This is a genomic window from Salmonella sp. SAL00653 (assembly GCF_046552515.1).
GTDB lineage: Bacteria > Pseudomonadota > Gammaproteobacteria > Enterobacterales > Enterobacteriaceae > Salmonella > Salmonella enterica.
This window is the reverse complement of sequence record NZ_JBGDTY010000017.1, coordinates 1-22,935: the sequence shown is the minus strand read 5'-3', so window position 1 is coordinate 22,935 and position 22,935 is coordinate 1. Positions and strand designations below refer to the sequence as shown.

20 protein-coding genes are annotated in these 22,935 nt (G+C 49.6%); 5 read left to right on the top strand and 15 right to left on the bottom strand.

Translation table 11 applies throughout. The features are described from left to right. The first annotated feature begins 48 nt into the window (after window positions 1-48). The 3 genes from ACLJRU_RS18365 (at window position 49) to selO (ending at window position 3,044) form a co-directional block, all read left to right on the top strand. Window positions 49-513 (top strand): C40 family peptidase, encoded by a 465-nt coding sequence (locus ACLJRU_RS18365; protein ID WP_001213256.1) that lies wholly within the window; start codon window positions 49-51, stop codon window positions 511-513. Window positions 514-826: 313 nt separating this feature from the next. Continuing rightward, on the top strand, window positions 827-1,540 hold the full coding sequence (gene ydiV, locus ACLJRU_RS18360; protein WP_023234908.1) for an anti-FlhDC factor YdiV: 714 nt from the start codon (window positions 827-829) through the stop codon (window positions 1,538-1,540). 61 nt (window positions 1,541-1,601) lie between these two features. Continuing rightward, window positions 1,602-3,044 (top strand): protein adenylyltransferase SelO, encoded by a 1,443-nt coding sequence (selO, locus tag ACLJRU_RS18355; protein ID WP_023234909.1) that lies wholly within the window; start codon window positions 1,602-1,604, stop codon window positions 3,042-3,044. 35 nt (window positions 3,045-3,079) lie between these two features. On the opposite strand, the gene hemP is transcribed toward selO, so the two are convergent. The 3 genes from hemP to ppsR all read right to left on the bottom strand — a co-directional run bounded on the left by hemP (window position 3,080) and on the right by ppsR (window position 5,463). Then, window positions 3,080-3,271, bottom strand: a complete 192-nt coding sequence (gene hemP / locus ACLJRU_RS18350; RefSeq protein WP_000089115.1) for a hemin uptake protein HemP — start codon at window positions 3,269-3,271, stop codon at window positions 3,080-3,082. Between the two features lie 156 nt (window positions 3,272-3,427). Continuing rightward, window positions 3,428-4,474: a 3-deoxy-7-phosphoheptulonate synthase AroH gene (gene aroH / locus ACLJRU_RS18345; protein WP_001082197.1), complete on the bottom strand. Its 1,047-nt coding sequence runs from the start codon at window positions 4,472-4,474 to the stop codon at window positions 3,428-3,430. Between the two features lie 155 nt (window positions 4,475-4,629). Further along, window positions 4,630-5,463 carry a posphoenolpyruvate synthetase regulatory kinase/phosphorylase PpsR gene (gene ppsR, locus ACLJRU_RS18340; protein ID WP_000370992.1) on the bottom strand — a complete coding sequence of 278 codons (834 nt, stop codon included), beginning with the start codon at window positions 5,461-5,463 and terminating at the stop codon, window positions 4,630-4,632. 336 nt (window positions 5,464-5,799) lie between these two features. Here ppsR and ppsA point away from each other — a divergent pair, with 336 nt between their 5' ends. Continuing rightward, complete coding sequence (ppsA, locus tag ACLJRU_RS18335; protein WP_000069334.1) at window positions 5,800-8,178, top strand: phosphoenolpyruvate synthase; 2,379 nt, start codon at window positions 5,800-5,802, stop codon at window positions 8,176-8,178. 41 nt (window positions 8,179-8,219) lie between these two features. Here the strand turns inward: ppsA and fadK are convergent, their stop codons facing one another. From fadK to ACLJRU_RS18310, 5 genes are all read right to left on the bottom strand, one after another. After that, window positions 8,220-9,860 carry a medium-chain fatty-acid--CoA ligase gene (fadK, locus tag ACLJRU_RS18330; protein ID WP_023234910.1) on the bottom strand — a complete coding sequence of 547 codons (1,641 nt, stop codon included), beginning with the start codon at window positions 9,858-9,860 and terminating at the stop codon, window positions 8,220-8,222. Window positions 9,861-9,949: 89 nt separating this feature from the next. After that, complete coding sequence (locus ACLJRU_RS18325; RefSeq protein WP_000093362.1) at window positions 9,950-10,243, bottom strand: ferredoxin family protein; 294 nt, start codon at window positions 10,241-10,243, stop codon at window positions 9,950-9,952. Beyond that, the gene (locus ACLJRU_RS18320) at window positions 10,240-11,526 is read right to left on the bottom strand and encodes an FAD-dependent oxidoreductase (RefSeq protein ID WP_001523819.1); all 1,287 of its coding nucleotides are present in this window, start codon (window positions 11,524-11,526) and stop codon (window positions 10,240-10,242) included. The genes ACLJRU_RS18325 and ACLJRU_RS18320 overlap by 4 nt, the downstream gene beginning before the upstream one ends. A 56-nt stretch (window positions 11,527-11,582) precedes the next feature. Next, window positions 11,583-12,518 carry an electron transfer flavoprotein subunit alpha gene (locus ACLJRU_RS18315; RefSeq protein WP_001539885.1) on the bottom strand — a complete coding sequence of 312 codons (936 nt, stop codon included), beginning with the start codon at window positions 12,516-12,518 and terminating at the stop codon, window positions 11,583-11,585. 21 nt (window positions 12,519-12,539) lie between these two features. Then, window positions 12,540-13,304 (bottom strand): electron transfer flavoprotein, encoded by a 765-nt coding sequence (locus ACLJRU_RS18310; RefSeq protein ID WP_000692094.1) that lies wholly within the window; start codon window positions 13,302-13,304, stop codon window positions 12,540-12,542. 462 nt (window positions 13,305-13,766) lie between these two features. On the opposite strand from ACLJRU_RS18310, the gene ACLJRU_RS18305 reads away from it, so the two are divergent. After that, window positions 13,767-14,657: an AraC family transcriptional regulator gene (locus ACLJRU_RS18305; RefSeq protein ID WP_000284832.1), complete on the top strand. Its 891-nt coding sequence runs from the start codon at window positions 13,767-13,769 to the stop codon at window positions 14,655-14,657. Window positions 14,658-14,732: 75 nt separating this feature from the next. On the opposite strand, the gene ACLJRU_RS18300 is transcribed toward ACLJRU_RS18305, so the two are convergent. The 7 genes from ACLJRU_RS18300 to ACLJRU_RS18270 form a co-directional block, all read right to left on the bottom strand. Next, window positions 14,733-15,884 (bottom strand): acyl-CoA dehydrogenase, encoded by a 1,152-nt coding sequence (locus tag ACLJRU_RS18300; protein ID WP_000347819.1) that lies wholly within the window; start codon window positions 15,882-15,884, stop codon window positions 14,733-14,735. 13 nt (window positions 15,885-15,897) lie between these two features. After that, window positions 15,898-17,493: an acyl CoA:acetate/3-ketoacid CoA transferase gene (locus tag ACLJRU_RS18295; protein ID WP_001539886.1), complete on the bottom strand. Its 1,596-nt coding sequence runs from the start codon at window positions 17,491-17,493 to the stop codon at window positions 15,898-15,900. Between the two features lie 154 nt (window positions 17,494-17,647). Beyond that, window positions 17,648-18,406, bottom strand: coding sequence for a type I 3-dehydroquinate dehydratase (aroD, locus tag ACLJRU_RS18290; RefSeq protein WP_000860219.1), 759 nt, complete (start codon window positions 18,404-18,406; stop codon window positions 17,648-17,650). A gap of 44 nt (window positions 18,407-18,450) precedes the next feature. Further along, window positions 18,451-19,317, bottom strand: coding sequence for a quinate/shikimate dehydrogenase (gene ydiB, locus ACLJRU_RS18285; protein WP_000383488.1), 867 nt, complete (start codon window positions 19,315-19,317; stop codon window positions 18,451-18,453). 66 nt (window positions 19,318-19,383) lie between these two features. Then, entirely contained in the window at window positions 19,384-20,619 is a 1,236-nt protein-coding gene (locus tag ACLJRU_RS18280) for an MFS transporter (RefSeq protein WP_001539888.1), read from the bottom strand. A gap of 363 nt (window positions 20,620-20,982) precedes the next feature. After that, window positions 20,983-22,194: an MFS transporter gene (locus ACLJRU_RS18275; RefSeq protein ID WP_001539890.1), complete on the bottom strand. Its 1,212-nt coding sequence runs from the start codon at window positions 22,192-22,194 to the stop codon at window positions 20,983-20,985. Window positions 22,195-22,334: 140 nt separating this feature from the next. Next, on the bottom strand, window positions 22,335-22,694 hold the full coding sequence (locus ACLJRU_RS18270; RefSeq protein ID WP_000980452.1) for a YdiL family protein: 360 nt from the start codon (window positions 22,692-22,694) through the stop codon (window positions 22,335-22,337). Window positions 22,695-22,935: the final 241 nt, after the last annotated feature.

Below are 22,935 nucleotides of genomic sequence, written 5' to 3'. Positions count from 1 at the left end.
TTTCGACGCTAAATTAATACCAAAATAAAAACAGAGGATTGTTGCGGCATGCGTTTTTGGCTTCTTGTTATCACAGCATTGTTCCTGGCAGGATGCAGTACTCATCGGGCACCAGCGCCAAACGCCAGATTATCAGACTCCATTACCGTCATTGCGGGTCTGAACGATCAGTTGCAGTCCTGGCGTGGTACGCCATACCGTTACGGCGGCATGAGTCGCAGAGGCGTGGACTGTTCCGGCTTTGTGGTGGTCACTATGCGCGACAAGTTTGATTTGCAGTTGCCTCGTGATACGCGTGAACAATCAAAAATCGGCACCAGAATCGATAAAGATGAATTGCTGCCCGGAGATTTGGTTTTCTTTAAAACCGGTTCGGGCGAAAGTGGTTTACATGTTGGTATTTACGATACAAATAATGAGTTTATTCATGCCTCTACCAGTCGTGGCGTGATGCGTTCATCGCTGGATAATGTGTACTGGCGAAAAAACTTCTGGCAGGCACGGCGAATTTAACCTCGCAGACGATATAAATTTTATAGTCTATTTTTAACATATCGCCGGTTGAACTTATGACATCTGTTGTCATCATATATAATGATATAACCGTAGCATTTACAAACGTACTTTTATTAAAAACGGGCGTGTTCACGCCCTGTTAAAAGTACAAGATTGAATATTGGTTTATAATCAGAGTAAGTTAAAAAAAGGAACCGGTTCACCGGTAAACAAGAAAAATGATGACGCTTCAATTAGTATCTGAAGTTACGTCTGTTTCCGTCCGTAGTGACTGGATGGCGAATAGCGCCCTAACCATGGGACTGGCGTAATGATTGCTTCACTTGATGAGCTTTACCATTCCGAACTCTTTTTCCTTCCCGTCATGGATGAAAACGCTTGGCTTGTTGGTTTGGCGATTATTGCAACGTTTGCCGCTGAAGACGGCGCCGTGCGGATGCCGACTGAGTTGGTAGCGCCTCGCCTTTCGGTGGAGGAACAATACTGTCTGTTTGTTGAAAAACTGGCGTTGTTAGAAACCTGTCAGCACTTTTTTATTCAGCATAAACTTATTGCATGGCTTAATTTACCGCCTGCAATTAGTGACTTATTATTATTAGATAGCGAACTTTTTTCCCGGGCAGCGCGCTTTCCGTTTCTTGAATTAGCTATAAATGAGAATTATCCTGGGTTAAACCAGGGCAAAAACAATGAAACGTTAGCTAATCTGGCAATGCATTTCCCATTAATGCTGGCAAATTTTGGCTCAGGCGAGGCGTTGACTAAAGCTATTTTCGATGGGCTTTTCAAACGAGTCATGTTGGATAAAAATTTTATTCAGCAGCGAGCTGAAATGATCTCATTCGAACCATTCATGCACGCTATCGTTGCCCAGATCTCCTCCAGCTGCGAGTCGCTGATGATTGCCGGTATTGATACTGAGGCGATGTTTGCGCGCGCAGCGCCATTGGGGTTTAGCGCATTCCAGGGCGGACTATGGCCTCCGGTGCCGGTAAGCCAGCTCATTAAACTCGTTCAGCGATAACCTTTCTGTTTGCCGGTGTTTAACCGGTGATTAACCGTCTACACTGAAGACAGGAGGCCCTATGACCCTGTCTTTTACTGCCCGTTGGCGCGATGAACTGCCAGCAACGTATACCGCGCTTTTACCCACACCGTTAAAAAATGCGCGACTGATTTGGTATAACGACAAACTGGCGCAGCAGTTAGCCATTCCCGCTTCGTTATTTGACGTTACCAATGGCGCTGGCGTTTGGGGCGGCGAAACCTTATTACCCGGTATGTCGCCTGTCGCGCAGGTATATAGCGGGCATCAGTTCGGCGTCTGGGCGGGACAACTCGGCGACGGACGCGGTATTTTGCTGGGCGAACAGCTCCTGGCGGATGGCTCGACCCTCGACTGGCATCTGAAAGGCGCCGGATTAACACCCTATTCGCGAATGGGGGATGGACGCGCCGTCCTGCGTTCAACCATACGAGAAAGTCTTGCCAGCGAAGCCATGCATTATCTGGGTATTCCCACGACGCGCGCGTTATCTATCGTAGCCAGCGATACGCCGGTTCAGCGAGAGACGCAGGAAACGGGCGCGATGTTAATGCGTCTGGCGCAAAGTCATATGCGTTTTGGTCATTTCGAACATTTCTACTACCGCCGTGAGCCGGAAAAAGTTCAGCAACTGGCTGATTTCGCTATTCGTCATTACTGGCCGCAATGGCAGGATGTCCCGGAAAAATATGTTTTGTGGTTTGAAGAGGTGGCGGCGCGTACCGGAAGACTCATCGCCGAGTGGCAAACCGTCGGTTTTTCGCACGGCGTTATGAATACGGATAACATGTCGATTCTGGGGCTGACCATCGACTATGGTCCCTTTGGTTTTCTCGACGACTACGATCCCGGCTTCATTGGTAACCATTCCGATCATCAGGGACGTTACCGCTTCGATAATCAACCATCGGTGGCGCTGTGGAATTTACAACGTCTGGCGCAGACGTTAACCCCTTTTATTGAGATCGACGCGTTAAACAGAGCGCTGGATCGTTACCAGGACGCGTTGTTAACGCACTATGGGCAGCGAATGCGCCAGAAGCTGGGCTTCTTTACCGAGCAAAAAGACGATAACGTTTTACTGAATGAATTGTTTAGTCTGATGGCGCGCGAAGGGAGTGATTATTCCCGTACATTTCGGATGTTAAGCCATACGGAGCAACAGAGCGCCTCCTCGCCGTTGCGGGATACGTTTATCGATCGCGCGGCGTTCGATGCCTGGTTCGACCGCTACCGGGCGCGATTGCGCACAGAGGCGGTGGATGACGCGCTGCGCCAACAGCAGATGCAACGCGTGAATCCTGCGGTTGTGTTGCGCAACTGGCTGGCGCAACGCGCGATAGACGCGGCTGAACAGGGAGACATGGCGGAACTGCATTGGTTGCATGAAGTTTTACGTCAACCTTTTACCGATCGAGATGATGACTATGCCAGCCGACCACCGGAGTGGGGAAAGCGGCTGGAGGTCAGTTGTTCAAGTTAGCCTGACGCCAGCAGAATCGTCTGCTGGCGGGAGCGCTATTTGGTTAACAGTAGCTTACCGGCCTGAGTTTTGCGCAACAGATACTCCTGACCGTTGTGATCGATAATGACTTTGCCGTCCGGACCTAATAGCGCCTGACTGTTGACGCGCCGTTCAGCGGCAGGGAGAAGCGTTTCATTGTCTATTTCCTTAGGGTGAGGCAGCTCGGTGTTATCCATACGCGACATGTTATTTATTAATAATCAAACTCACAATGATTATTATTATCAATAATTAATGCGATAACAGCAAGTGCTAATTCTGTGGAGTGATATACGCGCGCGTAGAGAAAAGGGTGGGTAACGCATCGAAGAAACGCCCATCCCGGCAGGATGGGCGAGCTATTAAAAGCGGCTGTCTACCGCCGCGGCAAGTTTTTCCAACAGAACTTCCGTATCTTCCCAGTTCAGGCAGGGATCGGTAATGGATTGACCATAGATTAACGGTTGACCGCTGATAATTTTTTGCGTGCCTTCCCGTAAAAAACTCTCGGCCATAATCCCGGCAATTGCCGTGGAGCCATTACGAATCTGCTGGCAAATATCATCACATACCTCCAGCTGGCGGCGATGCTGTTTTTGACAGTTGCCGTGGCTGAAGTCGACGACCAGATGTTCCGGCAGATCAAATTCATGCAACGTGTCGCAGGCGGCGGCAATATCTTCAGCGTGGTAGTTCGGTTTTTTACCGCCGCGCATGATGATGTGCCCATACGGGTTGCCACTCGTTTGGTAGATAGTCATCTGTCCGTCTTTATCCGGCGAGAGAAACATATGACTGGCGCGGGAGGCGCGAATAGCATCAACGGCAATGCGGGTATTGCCATCCGTACCATTTTTAAAGCCGACCGGACAAGAGAGTGCGGAAGCCATTTCCCGATGGATTTGGCTTTCGGTGGTACGCGCGCCAATCGCTCCCCAACTGATCAGATCGGCAATAAACTGGCCGGTGACCATATCAAGAAATTCTGTGGCGGTCGGTACTCCCAGTTCGTTCACCTGCAATAGCAAGCGACGCGCCAGTTCAAGCCCATGATTGACGCGGTAACTGCCATTCAAGTCGGGATCGGAAATCAGGCCTTTCCATCCCACGACGGTGCGCGGTTTTTCAAAATAGGTGCGCATGACGATTTCCAGACGCGCCTGATGCTTTTGGCGTTGTTCCTGGAGCTGCGTCGCGTATTCCATGGCAGCATTCAGATCGTGAATCGAACAGGGGCCAATGACGACCAGTAGCCGTGGATCTTCACCATTTAAAATCTTTTCTATCCGGCGTCGGGAGTCGGTAACGTGACTGGCGACGGAGGACGATACAGGATACCGCTGCGCGAGTTCGGTCGGTGTTACCAGGCTGTCGATACGCGCAGTACGGAGTTCGTCGGTTCTGTTCATTACAAGTCTCAGAAATTTGTTGCTTCAACGGCAGGACTACCGGGAAGTGATGGGCATCACGATAAACCAATCCCTGCTGATTTCAAGTGCGAGGCGTGTCACACCTCGCAGGCAGAACGGCATGATAACAAAAACCAACCCATTAAACTAGTTTGCTAGTACATCCTGCGGTTAAGCCCCATAATATCGAGAATCTTGGTGGCTATCTCTTCAACGGAATAATTGGTGCTGTTCAGGCAGGGGATCTGATTCTTACGATACAGCGCTTCGACCTCCGCCACTTCCATGCGGCACTGACGCAACGAGGCATAGCGACTGTTTTCACGGCGTTCTTCGCGAATTGCCGCCAGGCGTTCAGGGTCAATTGTCAGGCCGAACAGTTTATGTTGTAGCGGTTTTAACGATGTGGGCAGCGTCAAATTATCCATATCATCGGCGATGAAAGGGTAGTTAGCCGCACGAATACCGAATTGCATCGCCAGATAGAGGCTGGTGGGCGTTTTTCCACAGCGCGAAACGCCAAGTAAAATGACCTGAGCCTGATCGAGGTTGCGCAATGAAATGCCATCATCATGCGCCAGGGTATAATCGATAGCGGCAATACGGGCGTCATACTTGTTCAGGTTACCCGGATTAAGCCCATGAGTACGATGAGCGATCGGCGTCGGATCCAGTTTCATCTCCTGCTGAAGCGGCGCCACCAGCGCCTGGACGATATCCTGGCAGAAACCTTCGCTCTGTAAGATGATGGCGCGAATTTCAGGTAAAACAATCGAGTAAAACACCAGCGGGCGAACGCCGGTTTGCTGATAAATGGCGTCAATTTGGTCTTTGACGGCGCGGGCGCGACTTTCGTTTTCCACGAATGGCAGCGTGATGCTGCTGATCGTCACCGGAAACTGCGACATAACCGCGTGACCCAGGACCTCGGCGGTGATGGCGGTACCATCAGAAATATAGAAAACATGGCGATCAACAACATTATCCATTCTGTTCATCCTGAAGAGTAAACATAATTATCTGAAAGCATAAATTAAAAGTAACGGGAAACGTATAACTTGTCGCTTATTTTATAAAATGACAGGCGCTTTTTATAATTAATGAAAAGTGTGTTTCATTTCCTGGAAACGCAGTTTATACCGGGGGTGATTAAGGGAATGCCGTGCTATGCGCGGGTTTGCGCAACTACGTAAACAATCTGAAAAAATGAAAAAATAAATTTGCTTGAACGATTCACCGTTTTTTTCGCGGGTTTAAGTATGCCAGGATAAATACGCAACTATGTGTTTCTTAAACTCGTTCATTTATCACAAAAGGATTGTTCGATGTCCAACAATGGCTCGTCACCGCTGGTGCTTTGGTATAACCAACTCGGCATGAATGATGTAGACAGAGTTGGGGGCAAAAATGCCTCCCTGGGTGAAATGATTACTAACCTTTCCGGCATGGGCGTATCCGTTCCGAATGGTTTTGCAACCACTGCCGATGCGTTTAACCAGTTTTTGGATCAAAGCGGCGTAAACCAGCGCATTTATGAGCTGCTGGATAAGACAGATATTGATGATGTCTCCCAGCTGGCGAAAGCGGGTGCGCAGATCCGCCAGTGGATTATCGACACTCCTTTCCAGCCGGCGCTGGAAAACGCCATCCGCGATGCCTATGCACAGCTTTCGTCGGATGATGAAAATGCCTCTTTTGCCGTGCGTTCCTCCGCCACGGCGGAAGATATGCCAGATGCTTCGTTTGCGGGCCAACAGGAAACGTTTCTTAACGTTCAGGGCTTCGACGCGGTGCTGGTGGCAGTGAAACACGTATTTGCTTCTCTGTTTAACGATCGCGCCATCTCTTATCGCGTTCACCAGGGATATGATCATCGCGGCGTAGCGCTTTCCGCTGGCGTGCAGCGGATGGTTCGCTCCGATCTCGCCTCGTCAGGGGTGATGTTCTCTATCGATACCGAATCCGGTTTTGACCAGGTGGTCTTTATCACCTCGGCATGGGGACTGGGCGAAATGGTGGTGCAGGGGGCGGTTAACCCGGATGAATTTTATGTCCATAAGCCAACCCTGGCGGCAGGCCGTCCGGCCATCGTACGCCGCACCATGGGGTCGAAAAAAATCCGCATGGTTTACGCCGCCACCCAGGAGCACGGCAAGCAAGTGAAGATTGAGGATGTGCCGCAGGAACAGCGCGACATTTTCTCACTCACCAACGAAGAAGTGCAGGAGCTGGCGAAACAAGCGGTGCAGATTGAGCAGCACTATGGTCGTCCGATGGATATCGAATGGGCGAAAGACGGTCATACCGGTAAGCTCTTTATTGTGCAGGCACGTCCGGAAACCGTGCGCTCCCGTGGCCAGGTGATGGAGCGTTATACGCTACATGCGCAGGGGAAAATCATTGCCGAAGGTCGTGCCATTGGGCATCGTATCGGCGCAGGTACGGTAAAAGTTATTCACGATATCGGCGAAATGAACCGTATTGAGCCTGGCGATGTGCTTGTCACCGATATGACCGACCCGGACTGGGAACCGATCATGAAAAAAGCGGCGGCGATTGTCACTAACCGTGGCGGGCGCACCTGTCACGCGGCGATTATCGCCCGCGAATTGGGCATTCCGGCGGTAGTCGGCTGCGGCGACGCCACCGAACGCATGAAAGAGGGCGAAAAAGTAACCGTCTCCTGCGCAGAAGGTGATACCGGTTATGTTTATGCCGACATGCTGGATTTCAGCGTAAAAAGCTCCAGCGTAGACACCATGCCAGAGCTACCGCTGAAGGTCATGATGAATGTCGGCAACCCGGACAGGGCATTTGACTTTGCCTGCCTGCCGAATGAAGGCGTAGGTCTGGCGCGACTGGAATTCATCATTAACCGTATGATTGGCGTTCACCCACGCGCGCTGCTGGAGTTTGACGACCAGGATGCCGCGCTGCAAAACGACATTCGTGAGATGATGAAAGGGTTTGACTCGCCGCGTGAATTTTACGTTGGTCGACTGACGGAAGGGATCGCGACGTTAGGCGCCGCCTTCTACCCGAAACGCGTCATCGTTCGCCTGTCTGACTTTAAGTCCAACGAATACGCCAACCTGGTCGGCGGCGAACGTTATGAGCCGCATGAAGAAAACCCGATGCTGGGCTTCCGCGGCGCGGGTCGTTACGTCGCAGAAAGTTTCCGCGATTGTTTTGCGCTGGAATGCGAAGCGGTGAAACGCGTGCGCAACGATATGGGCCTTACCAACGTCGAAATCATGATCCCGTTCGTGCGGACGGTCGACCAGGCGAAAGCGGTCATCGAAGAGCTGGCGCGCCAGGGGCTTAAACGCGGCGAGAACGGGCTGAAGATCATCATGATGTGCGAGATCCCGTCCAATGCCTTGCTGGCTGAACAGTTCCTCGAGTATTTTGATGGCTTCTCGATTGGTTCTAACGACATGACGCAGCTGGCGCTGGGGCTGGATCGCGATTCCGGCGTAGTGTCTGAACTGTTTGACGAGCGTAACGACGCGGTGAAAGCGCTGCTGTCTATGGCGATCCGCGCGGCGAAAAAACAGGGCAAATATGTTGGAATTTGCGGCCAGGGCCCGTCCGACCATGAAGACTTTGCCGCCTGGCTGATGGAAGAGGGGATCGACAGCCTGTCGCTGAACCCGGACACCGTGGTTCAGACCTGGCTGAGTCTGGCGGAACTGAAGAAGTAATGTGATACCGGATGGCGGCGTTAACGTCGCCATCCGGCAATTTATACCGCGGTGTGCTCCTTGCGCAGCCGCTCAATAATATCCTGCCGCAACAGAAACTTCTGTACTTTGCCAGAGGCGGTTCTGGGCAGTTTTTCCACGATGACGATCCGTTCCGGATATTTATACTTCGCTACCCGTTTTCGACTGAAAAAAGCGATCACCTCTTCCAGCGTCAGCGAAAGGTGCGGCGGTTTTAAGACCACATACGCGCATGAACGTTCACCTAAGCGTTCATCAGGCATAGCAACGACGCAAGCATCGTGTATGCGAGGGTGCTGTAGCAAAATATCTTCGACTTCGCGACTGCTGATATTTTCACCTCCACGTATAATAATATCCTTTTTGCGCCCGGTAATTTTGATATAACCGTCTTCATCCATGCGGCAGAGGTCGCCGCTGTAATACCAGCCTTCATTATCCAGTGCGCGGGCGGTAAGTTCCGGCTCGTCCAGGTATCCCATAAAAACGTTTGGCCCGCGCGAGGCTTCTTCGCCTTCGTGGCCTGCTGGAAGCGTATTGCGATCTTCATCCACGATTTTAATTTCTACACCGGTGGCGGCATAACCATCGGTATTCATCATGCGTGAAACCGAATCACCCAGATTAACCATCGAGTGTGGAGAACTTTCTGTAGAACCGTAAATACTCAATAATTTGATACCGCGCTGCTGGCAGTCGCGGGCAACCTTTTTGGGAATAGTCATGCCGCCGCATAAAAAGAATCGCAGTGAGGAGAGGTCGGCAGGCTGTTGCTCAACGGCACAAAGTAGATCGTAAATAAACGGCGTCGCGCCTGACATACAGGTACAGCGTTGCTGCGCTAATAAGGTAAGGCAGGCTTCTGGGGTAAAGATGTCCAGCAATACGCTACGCGCCCCGATTAAAAAGGGCGCGGTGACGCCGTGTAAAAATCCGGTGGCGTGGCCCAGTGGCGCAGGCATCAGGAACACATCTTGCCAGGTTAAATTCAACCGCGCGCAATACGCCCGTTCGCTGGCAAGAATATTATTGTGGGTCAACATCACCCCTTTCGGCATTCCTTCTGTGCCGGAGGTAAACAGCACTGCCGCCAGCTCATCACCGTGAATGTTAATGTCTGACTGCAACGGTTCGCTGCGGTCGATGATTTGACTAAGCGCAAGCGCTGTGGTGGCAGGCGCCAGTTTATCCACGCCGACAATATGCGTCAGATGGCGCAGTTGATTTTGTAGCGGAAGGATAAGATCGACCGGACGATTCTGTTTGAATACGGTGGGGGCGAAGAATATTTTAGCCTGACATTTGTTCAGCACCCAAACCAGCTCTGCTTCTCGCCAGGCGGGAAGTAGCGGGACAGATACCGCGCCCGTTTTCAGGCAGGCCAGATAAATGAGGGTAAACTCACACCAGCCCGGAAGCTGAAAGGCCACGCGATCGCCCGGTTGAATCCCCTGAGACAGTAACCAGTTTGCCAGGCGGCTTGCCGCGTAGTCGAGCGCGGCGTAGGTCCAGGACGCGCCATGATTATCGACCACGGCGATTTTATCGGGTACGGCGCGTGCGGTTTGCCGCCAGTAGTCGCCCAGTGAAGCATCGCCCCAGTAGCCGGACTCGCGATAGGTTTTCCGCCTTGCGGCGTCAAACGTTAATGTAACACTCATTGACTTGTTCTCTATTAATACAAATGACGTAATCTCTGGGGGCAAGCCGAATAAGACGCCGTAGCGTCGTTATCCGGTGTTTCAGAGCGTCAGCCGTAGCGAAACTCAACGCCGAACGTTCCCGCCGGGTATTCCCATTTTTCGAGAAGAGTATTGCCGCAGAGAACCCTGCAGGTCCCGCATTCCAGGCAGCCCGCGGAGTCAAAATGAATATTTCCCGCATCGTCCAGCTTATAGAGTCCGGCAGGGCAGGCTTTTATTAATTTATTAAACTCCTGCATGTCAGGCGAGGATCGCAAAATGATATGTGGGTGTCCTTCATCTACGTAAAATTTATTTACGCCCAATTTGACGTCAACATTCACCTTATTGTCCGAACTCATAATGCCGTAGCCCCTTTTATGCCGTCTTTTAATAGATTTACCAGTCCAATTTTTTTCGCATGTGACAGGATAGTTTTACGCAACGGTGGGACTGGACCGCCATCAACGGTGAACAGATCGCCCACAATGTTTGCCGCCATTCGCGGGTACTCGGTAAAAAGCCGTGGGTTTTCCATTAATCCGGGGAGTTTGCGGAAATGCCGCATATCGCGTAACACGCCGTTTTTCTCCAGCGCGCGTTTGTAACCGGCAAGACTCGCGGCGGAAAAATCTTGCCGCGCTTTAGCGTCAATGGCGGTTTGAGCGGCCGCTTGCGCGGACGCGATGGCTAAATCCATGCCGCGGACGGTATAGCCGAGATTCAGACAAAGACCGGCGGCGTCGCCGACAATCATCACGCCGTCATTTACCAGCTCCGGCATCATTGCTATGCCGCCTTCGGGCACCATATGAGCGGAGTATTCGAGCAGCGTTCCCCCCTGAATCAAAGGGCGTATCGCCGGATGCTGTTTAAAATCTTCCAGCATTTGCGGTACGCTTTTGGTCGCGTGAGCAATGTCGCCTAGGCCACATACCAGCCCCAGAGAAACCGAATCGCGGTTGGTATAAAGAAACCCGCCGCCCATGAGCCCGTTGGAGGGCGCGCCAGCGAATAACCAGGCGGCGCCTTCATGGGACGCCAGATTAAAGCGCTCTTCAATAAGTGCCGGAGAGAGCCCAATCAACTCTTTTACGCCGACGGCATAGTGATGCGCAGAAGAGACAGGCACCATGTCCAGCGAACGGCCCAGCATGGAATTCACGCCGTCCGCGAGAATCACAATATTCGCATCCAGAATATCATCCCCGGCCTGAACGCCAGTGACGCGATTGCCTTCACGTACCAGAGCGTCGACCCGTACACCTGGGATAAACTGCGCGCCAGCCTGCTCCGCCTGCGCCATTAGCCACGGGTCCAGTTTGTTGCGCAGTACGGTATATGACGTAAGGGGCGGAGTAGGGGGCGCGCGGTGAAAATCAAGTGTGACGGCGCTTTCTTCGGTTAAAAAGGAGATTTTTTCACGGGTAACGACACGTTCGATGGGGGCGGACGTTGCGAATCCCGGCATAATACTTTCGATACTGTGAGCGTAGAGCCGCCCACCGGTCATATTTTTGCTGCCCGCGCTGTTTCCGCGTTCAATAACCAGTACATCCAGTCCCGCTTTTGCCATCACATACGCAGCGACCGTTCCTGCTACGCCTGCGCCCACCACAATAGCGTCAAATTTATCATCCGACATGCTTTATGCTCCTTTCCCGCCGTATCGACGACGGGAGATGTGCGTTGAAAAAGGAATTAGCGGCTTAACTGGTCGATGAGGGCAGGAACAACCTTATAGATATCGCCCACCAGACCATAATCGGCATAATTGAAAATGGGCGCGTTTTTATCTTTGTTAATTGCGACAATAATTTTTGCGCCGTTTCCACCCACCATATGTTGAATTTGGCCGGAAATGCCCAGCGTCAGATAGAGATCGGATTTCAACAGAACGCCGGATACGCCAATATAACGCTCACGTTCCATCCAGTTTTCACCTTCCGCAATGGGGCGGGAACAGCCCACTTCTGCGCCGAGAACGGCCGCCAGTTTATGCACCATATCCAGATCGCTTTGCGCCGCCAGGCCTCGTCCTACGCCGATGACCCGTTTGGCTTTGCTCAAATCGACGCTGCTTAGCGATTTCGCGCGCCGCTGCTGGCACAATACCTCGTGGCGTGGGGCAATATATGCCAGCGTGGTCTGCGGGCAAGTATGACCGGGGAGAGGGGCGGCGGGTTCCAGCACGCCGGGTGCCAGCGTAATAATCGCCTGCGGACTGTTTAATTTCTCTTTGCCGAAAGCAAGTCCGCCGTACATGCGATGCTCTGCGTGTAGCGTCCCGTCGAGGAGGTCAATAGACGTCGCGTCGTTCACCATCACGGCGTTAAGCTGGATGCTCAGCCGGGCGCCCAGCGCTTTACAGCGCTTGGTCACCGCCATGAGCAGCAGCCCATTTTGGTCGCCTAATAACGAGGCCAGCGTTTCGGCATAGTTTTCCACGCGCTGCAAATCCGTATGCGATTCAAGAATGACTATCTCATCAGCGCCAAGCGCTTTCACGTAGTCGATCTCCGTGTTTCCTTGCACGATAGCGTAAACTTTTTCTCCCCACTGCCGCGCGCCGGTCATTAATTCGGCATAACGCTCTACGTTATCGCTAAATACCCATACGTTAGCTAAATGATTCATGATAATTTTTCTCCGTTGGGTTTAGTTCAGGGATTTTTTCAAATGGTCGGCCAGTGCGGTAATGGCTTCCGGCGAATCGTTATCGAGAATGATATGCTTGCGTTCTGTCTGCGGCGGTACCGAGATGGCGACCAGTTCCGCCATTGGCGTGGTTGGGATCCAGTGGATATCGCTCGCCAGCCACGACGTAACGGCTTTTTTCCCGGCGCCGAGAATGGCTTTCATTGACGGGATGCGTGGAACGTTAATATCTGAGGTCACGCAAAGCACCGCGGGCAGCGTGAGCTCGATAATTTCAACGTCTTCTTCCAGTGTGCGTTCAACGATGATTTTGTCGCCGTCGCGTTGAATATGGCTTACTGCGTTGATGACGGGGAGTTTCAGGAGTTCGCCAGTCAGCAGGCCCACCTGTTGGGCATAAATATCGCCGGAGCCCTCCCCGAAGAGCAGCAGGTCAAAGCCAATTTTCTCCGCCGCGGATGCTAGCGCCAGCGCGGTTTCTTTGGGCAGGGCGTGCTCCAGTTGCGCATCCTGAACCATAAAAAGCGCATCCGGCCCGCGGGATAACACATCTTTGCGGACTTTTGAATTTTGTAACAGAGAGCCGCCGACGGTGAGCGCGGCGATCTCGTCGCCATCGCCAGCTAACTGCGCGGCGGCCTCAATTGCATTTAAATCAAACTGGCTGATTTTGGCCTCGGCACGATCAAAATTGAGCGAATGCTCCGGGGTCACGGTAATGTCCTGTTCTTCAGGCACCAACTTAAAGCAGGTTATTATTTTCATTGCATCTCCAGTGAGTCGCGTGCGGATAAGTAACGTAAATCTGGCTGAAAATAGTCTGCTGCAGTCTGAAGAGGTTTTCGATGGGTCAATCTGTTTTCCTTGCCAACAATCTTGCACGAAAAATCTGCGAACAGAGAATCGTTAGCAACCATCTGAAAAGGGCGTCATAAAAATATAAATACGGTAGTGAGAATAATAAGTGCGAAGCATATCATCATTTTTTAACATGAAACGTGCGATGTTGTTTCTGTGAGGTTAAAAGAAAACATCAAAGATATGTCGGCTATGTATTTTTGTCTGATAATACGCTATCGACAGGTAATCTGAGCTGTCTGCAAAAGAACATAATATCTTGCATTCGGAACGAATAATCTTGTTTTGCTGGTAATCTCCACGGTTGTACAACACTGACGCTCGCTTTATTTTATCCTGGTTATCTTTTTAAACCTGACAGAGGTTATTATGTATCAGCGCTGTTTTGACTCCGCCGCGGAGACGATTTTTGAACAGGACAAGACCCCTCGATTTTCACGTTTTGTCATTAGCGATGATCCAAACTGGGAGTCTGGCCATCATATGCATGATAATGAAACAGAGCTTATTTACGTCAAAAAAGGGATAGCCAGGCTAATTATTGACTCTTCACTCTACGTCGCGCATGCGGACGATATTGTCGTCGTTGAGCGGGGGCGGCTACACGCTGTAGCATCCGACAGCAATTCGCCGGCTACCACCTATACCTGTGCGCTGTATGGGTTTTGTTTTCCAGGTTGGGAAGAAAACCAACTATTGCAGAGTCATTCCTGTCCGGTGGTTTCCGTGGTTCAGGGAAAAGAGGTCATTAAAAGTATCTTTAATGAATTAAGCGTGTTACTTCCGCAGGGGAAAAACGTATTGGCTTCCTCTGTATACGATGCATTTGCTTACACTCTGACCGCACTTTACTATGAAAATTTTAAAAATGCCTATCGTTCTGAACAAGGCTACATTAAAAAAGATGTATTAATTAAGGATGTGCTTGTTTATCTCAATAATAATTATCGTGAAAAAATCACGCTTGACCAGCTATCGAAAAAATTTCGTGCCAGCGTCAGTTATATATGCCATGAATTTGCCAAAGAATATCATATATCCCCTATCAACTATGTTATTCAACGACGTATGACCGAGGCCAAGTTTGCGCTGACAAACACTGAGTCGCCACTGGCAGAAATTTCATGGCGGGTAGGATATGAAAATGTGGACCATTTTGCCAAATTGTTTATGCGGCATGTAGGATGTTCTCCCAACGATTATCGTAAGCAATTTAAAAATAGTCTGGTTGAGCAGGCGTATTTGCTGCCAAATACCTGACGGCGAAATATATCTGATTTATTCGGCCTGATGCCGTAAAGCAGTCAGGCCGAATAAGACGTTCCGGTACGATCCTTACTTGTTCTGATAGTCTTTCAGAATCTGGCGTCCTGCCACATAGATCATAATTTCATCCGTGCCGCCACCGATACGTTCGCAGCGAACATCGCGCCAGAAGCGGGAGACACGGGCTTCGTCAGTATAACCAAGCCCACCCATAATCTGAATCGCATCGTCAATCACTTCCATCGCTGTGCGTGCGCAGTACAGCTTAGCCAGCGCGGCGCTGGTACGCAGTGACTCTTCCCGATCGGCCTGCCAGGCGACTTTCAACACCATATTGCGCATGTTTTCGATTTTGATGGCCATTAACGCCAGCTTCTCCTGGATCATCTGGTTATGGCCGATGGGTTTACCAAAGGCGATACGCTGGTTGGCGTAACGGGCGGCATCTTCAAATGCACATTCGGCGAAACCTGTACTGCGCGCCGCATTAATCAAACGCTCCATTTCAAAATTGTACATGACATTGAGGAAACCCATGCCTTCTTCACCGACCCGGTCGCTTTCGTCCACCTCGACATTATCGAGATAAACTTCGCATGTACTCAACATGTGCCAGCCAATTTTGTGCAGCGGATTAATCTTTATGCCCGGTTTATTTGAGTCCACCCACCAAAGCGTGAACGCTTTTTTAGGATCTTTTGGCTCCGTATCGCGCGCCAGAACCAGCATGTAAGGATATTCTTTTGCACCGGTGATAAATGTTTTTTGGCCGTTAAGATAAACCTTGCCGTTTTTACGCGTCCAGGTTGTTGTGGCGCTATTATTATCAGAGCCCGCGCCAGGTTCTGTTAAGGCTAGCGCATATGCTGGATCGCCGGTGGCCAGAGTACTTTCTGCTGTTTTACGCAGTTGTTCTGCGGAACCAAAACGGCGCATACTGTGAATGCATTGGCCGTTGGTAATCAAAAAGGCCGGAGCGCCGCATTTTGAGATTTCCATCAGCGCTAGCATTTGCGTTACATAGTCAGCCGGAATGCCGCCGAATTCTTCCGGGACGCCCAGCATCGAAATACCGTTTTCCGCCAGCGCCTGCATAAATTCTTTGGGATAGGTGCCCGTTTGATCGCAGGTACGGAAATACTCTTCCGGAAAATTGCTGGTGATTAACTCGCGAATACTGGCCAGTAATAGTTCTTGTTCTTCAGTTAATGAAAAATCCATATTTGTACTCCTTTTAATGTGTTGCGTCAGGAAGCGTGAATCCCATAGTGCTATCGGTAAATAATCTTGTGTCCATCAGTTTTAAATCTGGTGAGATAACCGGTGAAAAATCCATCTTGTCAAGAATATCCCGTTGCAGATCGACGCCAGGCGCAATTTCAATTAAATGCAGGCCATCTTGTTTGAGAGTGAAAACCGCACGTTCAGTGATGTAACGCACGTCTAACCCGCGCTCAAGCGCAATTTTTCCACTGAACGTAATTTCCGGCAGTTCGCTGACGAATTTTTTCACGCGACCTTCCTGCAGAATATTTAATTTGCCATCGGTAATTTCAGTTTTTAAACTTCCGGCCGTCAGAGTTCCGCAGAAAATAATTTTTTGCGACGTTGCGCTAATATCGATAAACCCGCCGGTGCCCATAATTTTGCCGTTGAATTTATGTACACCGACATTACCGTGTTGATCCACTTCGGCAAAACTTAAATAGCAGACATCGAGCCCACCGCCGTGATAAAAATCAAATTGTGAGGTCATATCAAGGATCGCGCGGGTGTTGACATTAGCGCCGAAGGCCACGCCCTGAGAGGTAATACCGCCCACCGGGCCAGTTTCTACGGTCAGCACGAAGTCATCGGCGCAGCCTTCCTCGCGAGCGACCAGACCAATACCGTCGGCAATGCCTACGCCCACATTGCCTACCGCGCCTTTACGCATTTCAAACAGCGCGCGTCGGGCTACCAGCTTGCGCTGATTAAGGGGCAGGGTAAGCTGGGTACTATCATCAAGAGTAAAATCCCCGGAGATAAATCGGTTCACCGGCGCGCCGCCATAGAGTTGCGTCTGGTCGGCGTCGACAACCACAATATCCACCAGATAGCTGGGAATACGCACGGATTTTGGATGCAGCGTGGCTTTTTTTACCATTTTCTGCACCTGCATCATTACAATACCGCCATTATTGTGAACGGCCTGGGCGATCACCAGCGCATCAAGATACATCACCTCATCTTCAAATGATGCATAGCCTTCGCTGTCGCAGGTGGTGGCGCGGATAAAAGCCACATTAGGCGCTATCGCTTTATAATAGAGATATTCTTTATTATCGATCTCTACCAGCTTAATGAGATCTTCTTTAGTCACGTCGTTTAATTTTCCGCCCTGTTGGCGAGGGTCGACAAAGGTACCAATACCGATATCGCTCAGAATACCCGGCTGGTGTGCGGCGCTGGCGCGCAGCGTCTGGGTTAATACGCCTTGTGGGTAGTTATAGGCGGCGATTTTATTTTGTTCAGCCAGTTCAGAAATACGGGGAGATTGCCCCCAATGTCCGCATAGCGCCCATTTTACCAATCCCTCCTGCGCCAGCGGGCTGATGCCGCGATCGGCGCGGTCACCTAATCCAGTAGGGCTAATAATAGATAAATCTCGTGGTGACTGGGTTGCTTGATATTTATCTGCCAGTGCGGTAATTAATGTTGTCGCTTCGAGAATACCGCCGCCAGCGCCCAGAATACATAAAGTGGCCTCATCTGGAATATAATTTACTGCTTCTTGTGCAGAGAGCACGGGAACGCGGCCATTAATGCGTGATGGCTTATTGATTTTCATATTTACTCCACTATTATCCCTGAAAGCAATATCGATATAACCGTGTTAAGGTAATAAAGACAGCGGCTTTCAATGAATATGGAACATATTCATGTCAGATAACTATTTATTTTTATTGTGGCAGAAAGAGAATATTCTGCCACACGATAAAGTATTACGCCTGGTGCAATATAGTTAATACGGTACGCAGATCGGCTACCGATATTTGTCCCGGCGCAGATGCTTTTTTCACCGCGCCAAACGTTGCTGCAGAACCGAACACTTCGCCGGCAAGACGAGATATTACTCCGGTTTTCGACATCGACATGGTAATAATCGGACGATCCGCATAGCGCTCCTGCATTTCTACAGTGGCGGTAAGTAAGGTCAGGACATCGGCTTTAGTCTGTGGCATGACGGCGATCTTCGGAATATCGGCGCCCAGTTCCTGCATTTTACGCAGACGCTGAACAATCTCTTCCGCTGCGGGCGTTTTATGAAAATCATGGTTAGACATGATCACCGCAACATTGTGTTGATGAGCATAGCCGACGGTGGCTTTCACCTCATCGTCGCCGGTAAAAAGCTCAAGATCGATCATATCGACCAGACCGCTGTCAACCGCTGCACGATTCAGAGCGATATACTGTCCGGTGGTTAGCGCCTGTTCGCCGCCTTCTTTCGCGCTGCGGAAGGTAAATAGCAAGGGTTTATCGGTAATAATCTCCTGGATGGCGCCGGCGGCCTCAAGTACGCTTTCTGCCGTCGTCACGTTGGCAAAATGGTCAACGCGCCACTCCAGAATATCGAAATCCGCTTCACGGTAGGCGAGTGCTTCCGATTTCACATCGGTAATGGTTTTTCCCATTAGCGACACAATGATCTTTGGCGCGCCTTCGCCAACCACGAGATCTCTTACAGTTACGGTTTTCATTTGGTACCCTTCATTGTCATTCGTCGCAATTATAATTTTACCGGTCAGGCTGTGAATCCCATCACCTGTTTCACATAGTCCAATGGAAATGCTTTTCCTGTCCACAGTTCAAACTGTTCGGCTCCTTGCCATAACAACATGCCGTAACCATCAATTGTTTTGCAACCAGCTTGTTGCGCCTGCTGCAATAACTTTGTCATATGCGGATTATAAACACATTCGGTGACCAGCAATTCAGGGCGGAGCAGGGAAACATCGCCGATCAGGGATTCGTTCTCCAATGGTTTCATGCCAACTTTGGTGCCGTTCGTCAGAATATCTGCGCTGGCAAGCGCTTCAGTAAAAGCGTGCTGATCGGCAAGATCGGTGACGGTAACGACGCAATCGGTGTTTTCATTCACCCGCTTCGCAAAGGCAACCGCTTTTTCGAAAAAGTCATCTTTACGGTTAAACAGTTTAATTTCCTTAATGCCTTCAATGGCTGCCTGGGCGCCAATGGCGGTAGCCGCGCCTCCCGCGCCGAGCAGCACCATGGTTTTTCCCCGAATATCGAAACCGCTTTCTTTAATTGCCCGAATATGGCCCGTACCATCCGTGTTGTAGCCGCGTAGATAGCCGTCATCGTTAACAATGGTGTTGATAGCGCCAACCAGTTTTGCTGCTGGCGTTAATTCATCGACATACTCACACGCGAGCTGTTTGTTTGGCATGGAGACGCCCGTACCGCGCATTTTTAATGCTTTCAGTCCTTCAATGGCGCTGGCAAACGTCGTGTTATCCACTTCGAAAGCCATATAGGTATACGGTAGCCCCGCTTTTTCTAACGCTTTGTTTTGCATTTCGGGCGATAAGCTATGACGGATAGGATACGCCATAAGACCAATTAATTCATATTTTGCGGTAACATCCATTTTATACTCCTTAATAAGTGGACAGTGCAGAGCAGGGCGCATGCCTGTTGCGCATCGTTAACATTTTTACTGGAAATAATGCTCGCCAAATCGGACATCGTTTTGCGGGATCTTAAATACGCGATAATAGCGAATAAATACAATAATGGCGGTGATAAATGTCAGTAGTGCAAAGGCAAAATCTAACAAAATGATATATTGCAGGCCAATAGTAGAGAGATAACCGGTAATCAGTGGGATAAGAAAGTTAGCAACGCCCCCCATCATCATATATATACTGGTGACTTTAGCTTTACTCTTAGGGAAAAATTCCGACATTACCGATACACCTAATTGTAAAATACCTCCAGCAGCGGAAAAACCAATCACGAAGGCGCCAGCATTACAGATCAGTGGAGAGGGATACAGATAAATTGCCGCAGCGGTGAGTGTCGCCAGCCCGGCATTGAAAACATTGGCCCAGATGGGGCGAACCATTTTTTTCAGCAATGCGGCAAAAATAAACACGCAAACCAACGATCCCATACTGTAATAAGAGATGGTTTTCAGCGCGTCGGATTCCGCCATTCCGGCGAAGGCCATCGCATATTTAGGCATCCAGACCACAATCACATAGAAGGTTGAGAACGCGGCGACGCCAAATAAAACGGAAGCTACGCCTTCCAGCCAGACGAGGGGAGTACTGTTCATCTGGGGTAATTCTTTCGCAATACTGGCATCGACAAGTTGGCTGGGAAAACGGCTTTTCAACAGCATCAACGTGATGAGGACGAAAAGGATACCGGGGATTACCACCGCGTAGCCGTACCAGATATGGTTGACTAACAAGGCGCTGACAATAAGGGGATAAATCATTTGCCCAAAAGAGACCATCGCTTTAACCAGAATAACTGCCGAGCCCGATGCTTTGGGAAAACACTCCATTAATGCAGGGTATCCGCCGGTATCCAGCGCGGAGTTCGCCACGCCGACACACACCGCTAATATGAAAGCGATCATCAGATTAGGACTGGCGGGAATACCGAAGAAAAACAGCATATATAGTACGGCGCCAAGCAGTATTATTGCCCGACGGCCAAATTTATCGGACAGTACGCCAAAGAATAAAATACTGACCAGACGGCCAAGACCAATGCCAGAGATTAAATAGGCGATACCGGCACTATCCGTGGAGAATTTCTGTGCAAGGGAGGTCATGTTCTGGGCTAGTGTAATAACACTCATGCCGTGGAGAAAGTAACTAAAATAAATGCAGATAACAGCCAGCAAATATGGCATGTTGCGAGCCTTGTTCTGAGACATTTGTTCACAGCTCCTTGCTGATGGTTTGATTCAATGTCCTGCTTATTACTGCTTTACTACATGCAGCGATTGTTCAGTAACACTATAAGTCGGTACTGTCGTTATATGTACATAACATGGCGTTTAAAATGCCAGGTTTATTGCATTGATAGCATTTCATTTGTTAGCCGGGAAATATAAAAATTGCTGCGAATTTGTTGTTTAATACATATAACTCGTGATGCTCATCGCAATTTTTCTGATAAGTGTGAAGATAATGAATAATAATTAACACGAAAATTACATTTTTTGTTTCCCGGTGATAATGGCTAACGTTTTATTTTGCATAGCAAGGCAATAATATTGCAACTGGCACGCTAACATTTATTGCGCAGTTGACGCTGCTTCAGCGTGATGTTGTGATTCAGCCCGACTTCGGTAGCCGATGAACAGTGCGAGGAGAAATCCCGTTGCGGCGATACCGGTATCAAACCACATAATATGTGCAATGCTCATTTCTGAAATCCGCGCTGTGATCAACGGAATAGTGAACGTCGCGATACTGCCGGCGCTGTAATAAATGCCGGTCGCTTTACCTTTCTCCTGTGGAAAACGGGCCGCCATCAGCGTCAGGCCGATTTGTACTACGCCACCGGCGGAAGAGAATCCAATGACGAATGCGAAGATCATAACAACATAGGCCTGAGGATGCAGGCAGACCGTCAGAAGCGCAATAAAAGAGATAAAGGTATAAAACATCAATAATGTGGTAGAGCGAATTGTTTTTCTGACCAGCGGGGCGGTTATAAAAACGCACAGTAGCGAGCCGCAGGTATAAATACTTAACAGTTTGATGGATTGGGTATACGACATTCCTGCGACGAACTGTCCATACTGCGCCAGCCACTGGCTGATAAGGTAAAAGGTTGCCATCGAGATATAGCCATAAAGGGTGTAGCTGATCAGATCGATGAGGGAGCAATGATGTACGCCTGCAACAGGCGCTTGCGAGATTTTGGGTTTCAATATCCGACCAGGATAGGGTGGAAAAGGGCAGCGTAATAAAAACAGAGCATTAATAAGCATGATCGCCCCGGCAAGCAGGAAGGACCAGCCAAACCACATATTAGCCCAGACTAATAAACTGATAATAATGGGCAACAAGAATTGCCCGCCAGAGACAAATGCTTTGATCAGAATATTTGCCGTACTGGGGGAGCGAGGGAAGGCTTCCATCAAACTGGGATAGGTACCTGCATCTAAAAAACTGTTGGCCATACCCGCTAAAAAGCCACAGGCATAAGCGACAAAAATCGTCTGAGCATAAAGAATGCCAATGAAAAAAATCAGGTAACAGGCGGTCCCCAGAATGATAAAAGGACGGCGACCAAAGCGATCGGAAAGCATACCGGCGATTAACAAAACGCTTAGTCGGCCAATACCAAGCGAAGAGATCACAATAGATACGCCTGCGGCACTGGTATGCCATTGCTGTTCAAGCGATGACATGTTCAGGCTCATCAGGATAACCCCCATGCCATGTACAAAGTAATTAAAATACAACCCTACAGCGGTAGGGAAATAACGATTTTTCATATTATCTGACTCAGAGATGCCGCCTGAACGTTACAGTGGTATACACAGGCAGGAAGCATATTGGATAGGGTGACAAGTCAATGTCGTGATTGTGTGGCTTTCTATCCGGTATCAATACGATGCGGCGATAAAGTTTACGTCTAACACAGCCGCTCCAGATCATGTGCGAAAAGTTCGGCAGCAACAGATTGATAAATTTTCCACTCGATAAAATCCCCCTCTGTATAAATGGACTGAAAAGAAGATAAATCAGGGAAGTAACGCATTGTATTATTGCCGATGCGGTTATTTATTTTGTCAACAATGGCGTTAATTCGTCGCTGTCTCCTGGCTTTCATTTCCTTTAGCCTGGCAATGATTTCTGGAGAGATGGGTATGTCGCCAGCTTCCCATCGTTGCCAGGTTGCCGAATTATTATCCTGGGTGATATAGATTGTGCATTCTTCAATCGTCATATCAAAAATACGCCGTAGTGCTTGTAGTTCTAACGCGTTCATCATTTTTTAGGCTTTTATATGAAAAAAGTGATGCTATAAATAGCACCACCGACACCGTTTCGACTTGAACAGAATCACACTATTTTGTGCAATATTATTTGTTCGTTGCAGATATCGCGGTGTTGAAGGGAAACGGGAGCTGGCTTATGTAACAATGCAGCGAAAAAAGTGACTAGTCCTGATATAGGTTGACAGTTTTTTGTCTGTAAAACGCCTGATGAACATCATCGGGCGTTTTGTATTT